We start from the raw sequence: 13224 nt of genomic DNA, 5'->3' as shown, positions 1-13224 counted from the left end.
CCGCGTTGTCGCATCACGACATAGATGGCCCGACAGACCTGTTCGTCATCGGCGGCGGCATCAATGGCTGCGGCATTGCCCGCGACGCCGCCGGCCGCGGGCTGAGCGTCACCCTGGCCGAGATGAACGATCTCGCCTCGGCCACCTCGTCGTCATCGACCAAGCTGTTTCACGGCGGCCTGCGCTATCTGGAATACTTCGAGTTTCGGCTGGTACGCGAGGCGCTGATCGAACGCGAGACCCTGCTTCGCGCGATGCCGCACATCAGCTGGCCCATGCGTTTTATCCTTCCATATCATAAGGATATGCGGTTCGAATCGGAAACGCCGACGTCCCGGCTGCTCGGGCTGTTCATGCCTTGGATGAAAGGTCGCCGGCCGGCTTGGCTCATCCGTCTCGGGCTTTTCATGTATGATCATCTGGGCGGACGCAAGATTTTGCCGGGCACCAGAACCCTGTCGCTGAACGACAGCAAGGAAGGCGCGCCGCTTCAGGATCGGTTCGACAAGGCCTATGAATATTCCGATTGCTGGGTCGAGGATTCGCGGCTTGTCGTGCTCAACGCCCGCGATGCCGAAGCCCGGGGCGCCCGGATCCTGACCCGGACCAAGGTGCTTTCTGCGGTGCGCGAGGGTGACCTCTGGCGCGTGGAAACGCAAAACACCGAAAACGGCGAGATTCAGACCCACCTCGCCCGCATGCTGATCAATGCGGGCGGCCCCTGGGTCGGCGACATCATCCAGACCAAGGTGCGGATCAATTCGCGCGAGGGCGTGCGCCTGGTGCGCGGCAGTCATATCGTGACCAAGCGGCTCTATGACCACGACAAATGCTATTTCTTCCAGGGCACCGACGGGCGGATCATCTTTTCGATCCCCTATGAGACCGATTTCACCCTGATCGGCACCACCGATGCCGATCACCCCGATCCGTCGCAAAAACCGGTCTGCACCGAGGAAGAACAGCGCTACTTGATCGACTTTGCCAACCAGTATTTCGCCAAGGCCCTCAGCCGGGACGATATCGTCTGGACCTATTCCGGCGTGCGGCCGCTTTATGACGATGGCGCCTCGAGCGCCACGGCGGCGACGCGGGATTACACGCTGAAGGTCGATGCCGAAGGCGGCGCGCCGGTGCTCAACGTCTTTGGCGGCAAGATCACCACCTATCGCCGGCTGGCGGAAAGCGCGCTGGAGCAGATCGACAGCCACCTGAACGTCGGCAAAGGCCCCTGGACGGCGGGCGTGCCGCTGCCCGGCGGCGATTTCCCGGTCGATGGCGTCGAACGCATGATCGCCGACCTGCAATCGCAATACGGCTTTCTCACCGATTTCTGGGCGCGCCGGCTGGTGCGGGCCTATGGCACCGACGCGACCGTCATGCTGGGCGCGGCGCAGACGGCCCAGGATCTCGGCCGCGACTTCGGTGCCACGCTGACCGAAACCGAGGTGGTCTGGCTGATGACCCGTGAATACGCACGCACCGCGGAAGACGTGGTGTGGCGGCGCAACAAACTTGGCCTGCGCATGAGCGAAGCCGAGATTGAAAACCTACAAGACTGGATGGCGGAAAACCGTCGATCCAGCACGGCTGCCGCTTAACATTCAAAGAGCCGGACGGCGGACCCCGCCCAACCGGCCGCAAGCGGCACGACAGATTACCGGACTGAGCGCATACCGCCAGTCCGCCGCCACCACGGCGAACCAGGGAGGAGACAAGCGCTATGACGCTGGAATTGAAAGGCGTGTCTAAATCGGTTGAGGGTCAGGTCCATATCCACCCCACCGATCTCACGCTGAAAAACGGCACGATGAACGTGCTGCTCGGGCCGACATCATCGGGCAAGACCTCGTTGATGCGGCTCATGGCCGGACTTGACGTGCCCAACACCGGTCAGATTCTCTGGGAGGGCAAGGACGTCACCGGCATGCGGGTGCAGGACCGCAAGGTCGCGATGGTCTATCAGCAGTTCATCAACTACCCGTCGATGACCGTCTACGACAATATCGCTTCGCCGATGAAGCTGATGGGCGCCGATGCCAAGGAGATCGACCGCCGGGTGCGCGAAAGCGCCGAGCTGATGCAGCTTACCCCGATGCTCGACCGCAAGCCGCTGGAGCTGTCCGGCGGCCAGCAGCAACGCTGCGCCCTGGCCCGCGCGCTGGTCAAGAACGCCGGCCTGGTGCTGCTCGATGAGCCGCTGGCCAACCTCGATTACAAGCTGCGCGAAGAGCTGCGGGTCGAGATTCCGAAGATCTTCGAAGCCTCGGGCTCGATCTTTGTCTATGCCACGACCGAGCCGGAAGAGGCGTTGCTGCTCGGCGGCAACACCGCGACGCTGTGGGAAGGTAGGGTGACACAGTTCGGCCTGACCCCCGAGGTCTATCGTCAACCGGTCGATGCCACCACTGCGCGGGTGTTCTCGGACCCGCCGATGAACTTCCTCGATGTCACCAAATCCGGCAACGAGCTGCAATTCGGCGAAGGCCAGAGCGCGCAGGCCAGTGGCCAACTGACGCAATTGCCCGATGGCCGCTATACCGCCGGCTTCCGCCCCAACCACTTGGAAATCAGGAAACATTCCGACAATGCGATGCAATTCGCGGCGCGGTTGTCAGTGACCGAGTTGACCGGTTCGGAAACCTTTGTGCACCTCGATCACTTCGACGAGCGCTGGGTCGGGCTGATCCACGGCGTGCACGATCTGCAACGCGGCGAAAGGCTCGATGTCTGGCTCGATCCGCGTCACGTCTACATCTTTGGCGAAGACGGCAAGCTGATCGCGCCTGCCGCCTATGCCTTGGCAGCCTGAGGAGATCGACCCATGGCCAAGATCACGCTCGACAACCTCGCGCATTCCTATCTACCGAAACCGCAATCCGAAGACGATTACGCGTTGAAGGAGCTCAACCACGATTGGCAGGACGGCGCCGCCTATGCGCTGCTCGGCTCGTCCGGCTGCGGCAAGTCCACCCTGCTCAACATCATTTCCGGCCTGCTGCGCCCCAGCCAGGGCCGCATCCTGTTCAACGACCGCGACGTCACCGACGCGCCGACGGCAGAGCGGAATATCGCGCAGGTGTTCCAGTTTCCGGTGGTCTACGACACCATGACGGTGCGCGACAACCTGGCCTTTCCGCTGCGCAACCGCGGACGAGACGAGGCCTATGTGGCCGAACGCGTGCAGGAAATCGGTGCGATGATCGGCATGGAGCACATGCTCGACCGCCGCGCCCGAGGCCTGACCGCCGATGCCAAGCAGAAGATCTCGCTCGGCCGCGGCATGGTGCGCAAGGACGTCAACGCGCTGCTCTTTGACGAGCCGCTGACGGTGATCGACCCGCATATGAAATGGGAGCTGCGGACCCAGCTGAAAAAGCTGCACCACGATTTCGGCCACACGATGATCTATGTGACCCACGACCAGACCGAGGCGCTGACCTTCGCCGACAAGGTGGTGGTGATGTATGACGGCCGCGTGGTGCAGATCGGCACCCCGGAAGAGCTGTTCCAGACGCCGGAGCATACTTTCGTGGGCTATTTCATCGGCTCGCCGGGGATGAACGTGATCCCGGCCGAGGTCAACGGCGCCACCGCCCATATCGAGGGCACCGAACTGCGGCTCAAGCGTGGTTACGGCGATCTCAGCGGCAAGGTCGAGCTGGGCGTGCGCCCGGAATTCGCCCGCCTCAGCCGCACCGAGGGCCTGCCGGTCACGGTGCGCCGGGTCGAGGATGTCGGCCGCCACAAGCTGGTGCGGGCCGAGGTCTTTGGCCATGACATCAACATCATCGCCGACGAGGATGACGACGTCAGCGCCGACATGACCCACGTGGTCTTTGATACCGATTTCGTGAACGTCTACGCCAATGACTGGCGGGTGCCGGGGGAGGCCGCATAATGGAAAAGACAGTCAACCAAAAGGCCTGGTTTCTCGTCCTGCCAGTGCTGATCCTCGTGGCGTTCTCGGCGGTGATCCCGTTGATGACCGTCGTCAATTATTCGGTGCAGGACACGTTCGGCAACAACCAGTTCTTCTGGGCCGGGCTCGAATGGTTCGCCGAGATGCTTGAATCCGAACGGATGTGGAACGCGCTGGGCCGGCAGCTGATGTTCTCGGCCATCATCCTGGCGATCGAGATCCCGCTGGGCATCTACGTGGCGCTGCATATGCCGAAAAGCGGCTTCTGGTCGTCCTTCTGCCTGGTGCTGATGTCGCTGCCGCTGCTCATCCCGTGGAACGTGGTCGGCACCATCTGGCAGATCTTCGGCCGCGTCGATATCGGCCTGCTGGGCTATACGCTGGATGCGCTCGGCATCTCCTACAACTACACGCAGGACACGCTAGACGCCTGGATCACCATCATCGTGATGGATGTCTGGCACTGGACCTCGCTGGTGGCCCTGCTGGCCTTTGCCGGGCTGAAATCGATCCCCGACGCCTATTATCAGGCGGCCAAGATCGATCAGGCCAGCCGCTGGAAAGTTTTCCGCTTCATCGAGCTGCCCAAGATGATGGGCGTGCTGATGATCGCCATCCTGCTCCGGTTCATGGACAGCTTCATGATCTATACCGAGCCTTTCGTCGTCACTGGCGGCGGCCCCGGCAATGCCACCACGCTCTTGTCGATCGACCTGGTGAAAATGGCGCTGGGACAGTTCGACCTCGGTCCGGCGGCGGCCTTCTCGATCATGTATTTCCTCGTAATCCTTCTGGTCAGCTGGGTGTTCTACACCGTGATGACCAACCTCGACAAACAGGAGGGCTAAGGATGGGTTTTCCCGACAGAGTCACCGTCATCCTCGGGCCTGACCCGAGGGCCTCCCAGCCAAAAGTTCCCCGGGTCAAGCCCGAGAACGCCGCAAGCAACAAGGGACCGCTGCAATGACCGATACCACCTCTGCCCCCGGCGCGGCCTCGATCCCCGGCAACGTCACCGACAGCACCGCCACCAAGACCCGCCGCAAGTTCCGGCCCAACGGCTCGCTGATCGTCATGACGCTCTATCTGCTGTTCATGCTGCTGCCGATCTATTGGCTGCTGAACATGAGCCTGAAGACCAACTCGGAGATCCTGAACACCTTCACCCTCTGGCCGCGCAACCTGACGCTGGCCAACTACCAGACCATCCTGACCGATCCGGCCTGGTATCTGGGCTACGTCAACTCGATCATCTACGTGACGATCAACACGGTGATCAGCCTCGTTGTGGCCCTGCCTGCGGCCTATGCGTTCAGCCGCTATCACTTCATGGGCGACAAGCACTTGTTCTTCTGGCTGCTGACCAACCGTATGGCGCCGCCGGCGGTCTTCGCCCTGCCCTTCTTCCAGCTCTACAGCTCGGTCGGGCTCTTCGACACCCATATCGCCGTGGCGCTGGCGCATACGCTGTTCAATGTGCCGCTGGCGGTCTGGATCCTCGAAGGCTTCATGCGCGGCGTGCCCAAGGAGATCGACGAAACCGCCTATATCGACGGCTACAGCTTTCCGAAGTTCTTCGTGAAGATCTTCATGCCGCTGATCGCCTCGGGCATCGGTGTGGCGGCCTTCTTCTGCTTCATGTTCTCCTGGGTCGAGCTGCTGCTTTCGCGGACGCTGACCACCGTCGACGCCAAGCCGATCGCCGCCATCATGACCCGGACGCAGGGCGCCGCCGGGATCGACTGGGGCGTGCTGGCTGCCGCCGGGGTGCTGACCATCGTGCCCGGCGCCCTGGTGATCTACTTCGTGCGCAACTACATTGCCAAGGGCTTTGCCCTGGGGAGGGTGTGATGCAAGGTTTCCTTAACCCTTCGCATGTCACCCCCGGGTCCAGCGGGTGGATGACACCCGCGCGGGCGGCCAAAGGCCCCCAGATCATACCCGGGAACGACGGCGCAATTCTCAAATCTATCGCAGGGGAGGACAACTAATGGACTGGATGGCATGGACCTGGCCGACGGCGATCTTCTTTATGGTCATCGCCTCGCTGCTCATCACCTTCACGATCCTCGCGATCAAGTTTCCCGAGACGCCGCGCACCGGCATCCTCAGGATCGAAACCACACGGGGCGACCGCCTCTTCATCACCCTTCTCGGCTCGGCCTTCATCAATCTGGCCTGGCTTGGATTGGTCGGCGCAAACCAACCTTATGCGCTGATCGTCTGCCTGATCTATGCCGCAGCGGTGTTCCGCTGGGTGTAACAGGCAACCGGCGACGCCCCGAGGGGACCTGAGAAACCCCACAGGGCGCCGTCTTCGAAGCAACCAAGTTCCTACAATTGGGAGGAAAATTATGAACTTGAAGTTGAAATCAACCACATCCCTGGCAATGGCCCTGTCATTGCTCGGGAGCGCCGCCTTCGCCGGCATGGAAGAGGCAACAGCCTTCCTTGACAGCGAAATCGGTGACCTGTCGTCGCTGAGCCGCGCCGATCAGGAAGCCGAGATGCAGTGGTTCATCGATGCCGCCGCACCGATGGCCGGCATGGAGATCAAGGTGGTGTCGGAAACCATCACCACCCATGAATACGAAAGCCAGGTGCTGGCCCCGGCCTTTACCGCGATCACCGGCATCAAGGTCACCCATGACCTGATCGGCGAAGGCGACGTCGTCGAGAAGCTGCAAACCCAGATGCAATCGGGCGAGAACATCTACGACGGCTACATCAACGATAGCGACCTGATCGGCACCCACTGGCGTTATCAGCAGGCGCGCAATCTGACCGACTGGATGGCCGGCGAAGGCGCGGATGTGACCAACCCCGGTCTCGATCTCGACGATTTCATCGGCACGCAGTTCACCACCGCGCCCGATGGCAAGCTCTATCAGCTGCCCGACCAGCAGTTCGCCAACCTATACTGGTTCCGCTACGACTGGTTCAACGACGAGAAGAACAAGGCCGATTTCCAGGAACAGTTCGGCTACGAGCTTGGCGTTCCGGTCAACTGGTCGGCCTATGAGGACATCGCCGAATTCTTTACCGGCCGTGACCTGAGCCACATGGGTGTCGATGGCGAAGTCTTTGGCAACATGGACTACGGCAAGAAAGACCCGAGCCTCGGCTGGCGCTACACCGATGCCTGGATGTCGATGGCCGGCATGGGCGACGTCGGTGAGCCCAACGGCCTGCCGGTCGACGAATGGGGCATCCGGGTGAACGAGAACTCGCAGCCCACCGGTTCCTGCGTCGCACGCGGCGGCGCCACCAACGCGCCTGCCGCCGTCTACGCGGTGACCAAGGCGATCGAATGGCTCGAGAAGTACTCGCCCCCGGCCGCCGCCGGCATGACTTTCTCCGAAGCCGGCCCGATCCCGGCGCAGGGCAATGTCGCGCAGCAGATGTTCTGGTACACCGCCTTCACCGCCGCCACGGTCGAGCCCGACCTGCCGGTGATGAACGAGGACGGCACGCCGAAATGGCGTATGGCCCCCTCGCCGCATGGTGTCTACTGGAAAGACGGCCAGAAGGTCGGCTATCAGGACGTGGGCTCCTGGACGCTGATGAAGTCGACCCCGGTCGACCGTGCCAAGGCGGCCTGGCTCTATGCCCAGTTCGTCACCTCGAAAACCGTGGACGTCAAGAAGGCGCATGTCGGCCTGACCTTCATCCGCGAGTCGACGATCCAGCACGACAGCTTCTCTGAACGTGCCGACAAGCTGGGCGGTCTGGTGGAATTCTACCGGTCGCCGGCACGTGTCGCGTGGTCGCCCACCGGCACCAACGTGCCGGATTACCCGAAGCTGGCACAGCTCTGGTGGCAGAACATCGGTGACGCCATGTCCGGTGCGAAAACCCCGCAGGAAGCGCTCGACAGCCTCTGCGCCGACCAGGAGCGCGTGCTCGAGCGTCTGGAACGTGCCGGCATCCAGGGCGACATCGGCCCGGTCATGAACGAGGAAATGGAACCGTCACACTGGCTGAGCCAGGATGGCGCGCCCTATGCCAAGCTTCAGAACGAGGACGAAGAGCCCGAGACGATCGCTTATGACGAGCTGATCAAGTCCTGGCAGTAACCTGACTCTCCGGCCGGGGCCCTTCGGGGCCTCGGCCAATTGCCTGCGGCCGGACCGGCCCGAATGGACATGGCCCCGCCGACCTGTCCGGCGGCGCCTCGCGTGTATTCCGGCGATACCCGCATGTATTCACCATCCGCACCGAAGCGGCATATGGCGGTGAAACAGAACTATCCAAAATCGTGACCGGCAAAGGCGAGCGGGTGTTTTACGGGCACGCGTTCACTCGTCTCTGACGAAGGTCGAAGGTCGAAGGTCGAAGGTCGAAGGTCGAAGGTCGAAGGTCGAAGGTCGAAGGTCGAAGGTCGAAGGTCGAAGGCTACGCACAACCGACAGGGTAGCAATCAGTTTGCCGCCCCTTCAAAAAACTCCCCCAAGTCAGAAGTTTCAGATACTTATTGACAACTGTCCGGCGACTTTGCACGCCGAGCGTGCATCAATCGGGACAGTTTCGGGACAGTTACCGCAAACATAAACGGATTCTCACCTTTGAATCCGTGCAATCCATTGATTATTAAGGATAAATGGTGCCCCCACACGGACTCGAACCGCGGACCTACTGATTACAAATCAGTTGCTCTACCAGCTGAGCTATAGGGGCACGTCGCAATCGTCTAAATCGTCGCCGCCGGCGGGGCAAGAGGAAATCTGGCGCGCCGGCGGGGCGGCGCCGCTGCGGGCTTTCCCCCGCGGCAGGCTTTTGTATAGTGCGCGCGAGCGCAGCACAAAGGCCCCCCATGAAAGTCATTCTCCATGCCGGCGCACATGCCACCGACGGCGGCAAGCTTCTGCGATGCCTGCTGCGCAATGCCGATGACCTGCGGGCCCGCGCAGTGGCCGTGCCGGGGCCAAGCCGCTACCGGCAATTGCTCAGCGGCAGCCTCAATGCGCTCGACAAGGCCGATCCCGCGCCCGACGCGCGCGACATCCTGCTCGAGAACATCCTCAGCGAAGACCCCGACAGCTTCGGCCGCATCATCCTGAGCCACGACCACCTGTTCTGCGTGCCCAAGATCGCGCTTGGCAGCGGCCGGATGTATCCACGCGCCGACGAGCGGATGCGCAATGCCGCGCGGCTCTTCGAGACCGACCAGATCGAGCTTTTCATCGGCATCCGCAATCCGGCCACCTGGCTGCCGGCGGTCTATGCCGAGACGCCGCACCAGAGCTTCGACAGCTTTCTCAATGGCACCGAACCCGCCTACCTGCGCTGGTCCGAGGTGATCGAGCGCATCCAGATCGCCCTGCCCGACCTGCCGATCACCGTCTGGTGCAACGAGGACAGCCCGCTGATCTGGGGCGAGATCCTGCGCGCCATGGCCGGGCTGCCCTCGGGCGCCAAGATCGCCGGCGCCTTCGACCTCTTGTCCAGGATCATGTCGGAGGAGGGGATGCGCCGGTTTCGCGCCTTCCTGCACGAACATCCCGGCATCTCCGAGCCGCACAAGCGCAAGGTCATGATCGCCTTTCTCGACAAATATGCGCTTGACGAGGCGGTCGAAGAAGAGCTCGATATTCCCGGCTGGACGGACGAATACGTCGACGCGCTGACCGACCTTTACGAACGCGATATCGAGATCATGGCCAACATGAGGAACGTGACCCTGATCGCAGCATGACGCCTTGAAAGCGGTTTGAGGCCACTTTTGAACCTGTCAGACATGTTTACCTACCGGAGCCGACCGTTTAAGCATGCTGCAATGCAACAAATGGAAAGCCTGCCATGCCTGACTTTCAGAAGATCCTCATCGCCAACCGTGGCGAGATCGCCATTCGCATCATGCGCGCCGCCAACGAGATGGGCAAACGGACCGTCGCGGTCTACGCCGAGGAAGACAAACTCGGCCTGCACCGGTTCAAGGCGGACGAAGCGTATCGCATTGGCGAGGGTCTGGGGCCGGTTGCGGCGTATCTGAGCATCGAGGAGATCATCCGCGTTGCCAAGATGTCGGGCGCCGATGCGATCCACCCGGGCTATGGCCTGTTGTCGGAGAACCCCGATTTCGTGGATGCCTGCGACGCCGCCGGCATCACCTTTATCGGCCCCAAGGCCGAGACCATGCGCGCCCTTGGCGACAAGGCCAGCGCGCGGCGCGTGGCGATCGAGGCCGAGGTGCCGGTGATCCCGGCGACCGAGGTGCTGGGCGATGACATGGCCAAGATCAAGAAACAGGCCGCCGAAGTGGGCTATCCGCTGATGCTCAAGGCCTCCTGGGGCGGCGGCGGTCGTGGCATGCGGCCGATCTCTTCCGAGGACGAGCTCGAGGAGAAGGTGCTCGAAGGCCGGCGCGAGGCCGAGGCCGCCTTTGGCAACGGCGAGGGCTATCTGGAAAAGATGATCACCCGCGCCCGCCACGTCGAGGTGCAGATCCTCGGCGACAAGCAGGGCAACATCTACCACCTCTACGAACGCGACTGCTCGGTCCAGAGGCGCAACCAGAAGGTCGTGGAACGCGCGCCCGCGCCCTATCTGAGCGAAGCACAGCGCGAGGAAATCTGTGAGCTCGGCCGCAAGATCTGCGCCCATGTGAACTATGAATGCGCCGGCACCGTCGAATTCCTGATGGATATGGAGACCGGCAAGTTCTATTTCATCGAGGTCAACCCGCGGGTGCAGGTGGAGCACACCGTCACCGAGGAAGTGACCGGCATCGACATCGTGCAGGCGCAGATCCTGATTGCCGAGGGCAAGTCGCTGGCCGAGGCCACCGGCAAGGCCAGCCAGTACGACATCCGCCTCAACGGTCACGCGCTGCAAACCCGGGTCACCACCGAGGATCCGCAGAACAACTTCATCCCCGATTATGGCCGGATCACCGCCTATCGCTCGGCCACCGGCATGGGCATCCGGCTCGATGGCGGCACAGCCTATGCCGGCGGCGTCATCACCCGCTACTATGACAGCCTTCTGACCAAGGTCACCGCCTGGGCGCAGACACCGGAAAAGGCGATTTCGCGCATGGACCGTGCGCTGCGCGAATTCCGCGTGCGCGGCGTCAGCACCAACATCGCCTTTGTCGAGAACCTGCTCAAGCACCCGACCTTTCTCAACAACCAGTACCACACCAAGTTCATCGACGAGACGCCCGAGCTTTTCGATTTCAAGAAGCGCCGCGACCGGGGCACCAAGGTTCTGACCTATATCGCCGACATCACGGTGAACGGTCATCCCGAGGTGCAGGGCCGTCCCAAGCCGCACCCCGAGCTGAAACCGGCCAAGCCGCCGCAGGTACCCTTTGGCGAAAAACCGGCCTACGGCACCCGCAACCTGCTCGAGGAAAAGGGCCCGCAGGCGGTAGCCGACTGGATGGCCGCGCAGAAGCAGGTTCTGATCACTGACACCGCGATGCGCGACGGGCACCAGTCGCTTCTGGCGACCCGGATGCGCTCGATCGACATGATCAAGGTGGCGCCTGCCTATGCCGCCAAGCTGCCGCAGCTGTTTTCGGTGGAATGCTGGGGCGGCGCGACCTTCGACGTCGCCTACCGCTTCCTTCAGGAATGCCCCTGGCAGCGGCTGCGCGACATCCGCGCGGCGATGCCCAACGTGATGACGCAGATGCTGCTGCGCGCCTCGAACGGGGTGGGCTATACCAACTACCCCGACAACGTGGTGCAGTTCTTTGTCAAACAGGCGGCGGAATCCGGCGTCGACGTCTTCCGCGTCTTCGACAGCCTGAACTGGGTCGAGAACATGCGCGTGGCGATGGACGCGGTACAGGAGGCGGGCAAGGTCTGCGAGGGCACGATCTGCTACACCGGCGATTTCCGCGATCCGGACCGGTCGAAGTACGACCTGAAGTATTATGTCGAGATGGGCCAGCAACTCCGCGACGGTGGCGCGCATGTGCTGGGCCTCAAGGACATGGCCGGGCTGCTGAAACCTTCGGCCGCCGGCGCGCTGATCAAGACGCTGAAGGAAGAGGTCGGCCTGCCGATCCATTTCCACACCCACGACACCTCTGGCGCCGGCATCGGCACGATCATGGCTGCGGCCGAAGCCGGGGTCGATGCCGTCGATGGCGCGATGGATGCGCTCTCGGGCAACACCTCGCAGCCGACGTTGGGGTCGATCGTCGAGGCGCTGCGCTTTACCGAGCGTGACACCGGGCTCGACATTGCCGCGATCCGCGAGATTTCGAACTACTGGGAAGCGGTGCGCGGCCAGTACGCCGCCTTTGAATCGAGCATGCAGGCTCCGGCTTCGGAGGTCTATCTGCACGAGATGCCCGGCGGCCAGTTCACCAACCTCAAGACCCAGGCCCGTTCGCTCGGGCTTGAGGAGCGCTGGCACGAGGTGGCGCAGGCCTATGCCGACGTCAACATGATGTTCGGCGATATCGTCAAGGTCACGCCGTCATCGAAAGTGGTGGGCGACATGGCGCTGATGATGGTGTCGCAGGGTCTGAGCCGGGCGCAGGTGGAAGACCCCGACACCGACGTGGCCTTCCCGGATTCGGTAATCGACATGATGAAGGGCAACCTCGGCCAGCCGCCGGGCGGCTTCCCCGCGAGCATCCTGAAGAAGGTGCTCAAGGGCGAGAAACCCAACCTCGAGCGCCCCGGCAAGCATCTCAAGCCGGTCGATATCGAGGCGACCCGCAAGCAGGTGTCGGAAGAACTCAATGGCTATGAGGTGGATGACGAGGATCTGAATGGCTACCTGATGTATCCCAAGGTCTTCCTCGACTACATGGGCCGTCATCGCAGCTATGGCCCGGTGCGCGCGCTGCCAACGCATACCTTCTTCTACGGCATGCAGCCCGGCGAAGAGATCACGGCGGAAATCGACCCCGGCAAGACGCTGGAAATCCGGCTTCAGGCGGTTGGCGAGACCGGCGAGGACGGCGAGGTGAAGGTGTTCTTCGAACTCAACGGCCAGCCGCGCGTGATCCGCGTGCCCGACCGCAAGGCCGCCGCCTCTTCCGCCGCACGGCCCAAGGCCGAGCTGGGCAACGACAAGCACATCGGCGCGCCGATGCCGGGCGTCGTGGCGACGGTGGCCGTCAAACCGGGCGACAAGGTCAAGGAAGGCGATCTGCTGCTGACCATCGAGGCGATGAAGATGGAAACCGGCATCCACGCCGAGCGGGCCGCCATTGTCACGGCGGTCCACGTTCAGCCCGGCGGCCAGATCGACGCCAAGGACCTGCTGGTCGAGCTGGACTGACGGCCCCCTATATCCCGAAAACGACGCCCCCGCAGCACTCTGCGGGGGCGTTTTTC

General features: G+C 62.6%; 9 protein-coding genes and 1 tRNA gene. 9 read left to right on the top strand and 1 reads right to left on the bottom strand.

All coding sequences use genetic code 11. The features are described from left to right. Positions 1-5: 5 nt before the first annotated feature. From glpD to AC0J5K_RS00770, 7 genes are all read left to right on the top strand, one after another. Complete coding sequence (glpD, locus tag AC0J5K_RS00800; protein ID WP_074837485.1) at positions 6-1601, top strand: glycerol-3-phosphate dehydrogenase; 1596 nt, start codon at positions 6-8, stop codon at positions 1599-1601. 122 nt (positions 1602-1723) lie between these two features. After that, positions 1724-2812, top strand: coding sequence for an ABC transporter ATP-binding protein (locus AC0J5K_RS00795; RefSeq protein ID WP_274566114.1), 1089 nt, complete (start codon positions 1724-1726; stop codon positions 2810-2812). A 12-nt stretch (positions 2813-2824) separates the two neighbouring features. Beyond that, complete coding sequence (locus tag AC0J5K_RS00790; RefSeq protein WP_274566115.1) at positions 2825-3901, top strand: ABC transporter ATP-binding protein; 1077 nt, start codon at positions 2825-2827, stop codon at positions 3899-3901. Then, positions 3901-4770: a carbohydrate ABC transporter permease gene (locus AC0J5K_RS00785; RefSeq protein WP_048529116.1), complete on the top strand. Its 870-nt coding sequence runs from the start codon at positions 3901-3903 to the stop codon at positions 4768-4770. Before AC0J5K_RS00790 ends, AC0J5K_RS00785 begins: the two co-directional genes overlap by 1 nt. A 115-nt stretch (positions 4771-4885) precedes the next feature. Further along, a complete protein-coding gene (locus tag AC0J5K_RS00780; RefSeq protein WP_074837483.1) occupies positions 4886-5773 on the top strand; it encodes a carbohydrate ABC transporter permease in 888 nt (295 codons plus the stop codon). 139 nt (positions 5774-5912) lie between these two features. Continuing rightward, positions 5913-6185, top strand: coding sequence for a DUF2160 domain-containing protein (locus tag AC0J5K_RS00775; protein WP_048529114.1), 273 nt, complete (start codon positions 5913-5915; stop codon positions 6183-6185). A 91-nt stretch (positions 6186-6276) separates the two neighbouring features. Continuing rightward, positions 6277-7998 carry an ABC transporter substrate-binding protein gene (locus AC0J5K_RS00770; protein ID WP_274566116.1) on the top strand — a complete coding sequence of 574 codons (1722 nt, stop codon included), beginning with the start codon at positions 6277-6279 and terminating at the stop codon, positions 7996-7998. 525 nt (positions 7999-8523) lie between these two features. On the opposite strand, the gene AC0J5K_RS00765 is transcribed toward AC0J5K_RS00770, so the two are convergent. Next, a tRNA-Thr gene (locus AC0J5K_RS00765) sits at positions 8524-8599 on the bottom strand. 136 nt (positions 8600-8735) lie between these two features. Here AC0J5K_RS00765 and AC0J5K_RS00760 point away from each other — a divergent pair. Further along, complete coding sequence (locus tag AC0J5K_RS00760) at positions 8736-9617, top strand: hypothetical protein (protein WP_274564446.1); 882 nt, start codon at positions 8736-8738, stop codon at positions 9615-9617. A gap of 104 nt (positions 9618-9721) precedes the next feature. Continuing rightward, entirely contained in the window at positions 9722-13168 is a 3447-nt protein-coding gene (locus tag AC0J5K_RS00755; RefSeq protein WP_048529104.1) for a pyruvate carboxylase, read from the top strand. Positions 13169-13224 lie beyond the last annotated feature (56 nt).

The organism is Marinovum sp. E3, from assembly GCF_055755275.1.
The sequence above is the reverse complement of the archived record's forward strand: the minus strand, read 5'-3'. Positions and strand labels throughout refer to the sequence as shown.

Coding starts and splice junctions, on each gene's coding strand:
- AC0J5K_RS00755 (WP_048529104.1), top strand. CDS start 9,722: ATGCCTGACTTTCAGAAGATCCTCATCGCCAACCGTGGCGAGATCGCC.
- AC0J5K_RS00795 (WP_274566114.1), top strand. CDS start 1,724: ATGACGCTGGAATTGAAAGGCGTGTCTAAATCGGTTGAGGGTCAGGTC.
- AC0J5K_RS00790 (WP_274566115.1), top strand. CDS start 2,825: ATGGCCAAGATCACGCTCGACAACCTCGCGCATTCCTATCTACCGAAA.
- AC0J5K_RS00775 (WP_048529114.1), top strand. CDS start 5,913: ATGGACTGGATGGCATGGACCTGGCCGACGGCGATCTTCTTTATGGTC.
- AC0J5K_RS00760 (WP_274564446.1), top strand. CDS start 8,736: ATGAAAGTCATTCTCCATGCCGGCGCACATGCCACCGACGGCGGCAAG.
- AC0J5K_RS00785 (WP_048529116.1), top strand. CDS start 3,901: ATGGAAAAGACAGTCAACCAAAAGGCCTGGTTTCTCGTCCTGCCAGTG.
- AC0J5K_RS00770 (WP_274566116.1), top strand. CDS start 6,277: ATGAACTTGAAGTTGAAATCAACCACATCCCTGGCAATGGCCCTGTCA.
- AC0J5K_RS00780 (WP_074837483.1), top strand. CDS start 4,886: ATGACCGATACCACCTCTGCCCCCGGCGCGGCCTCGATCCCCGGCAAC.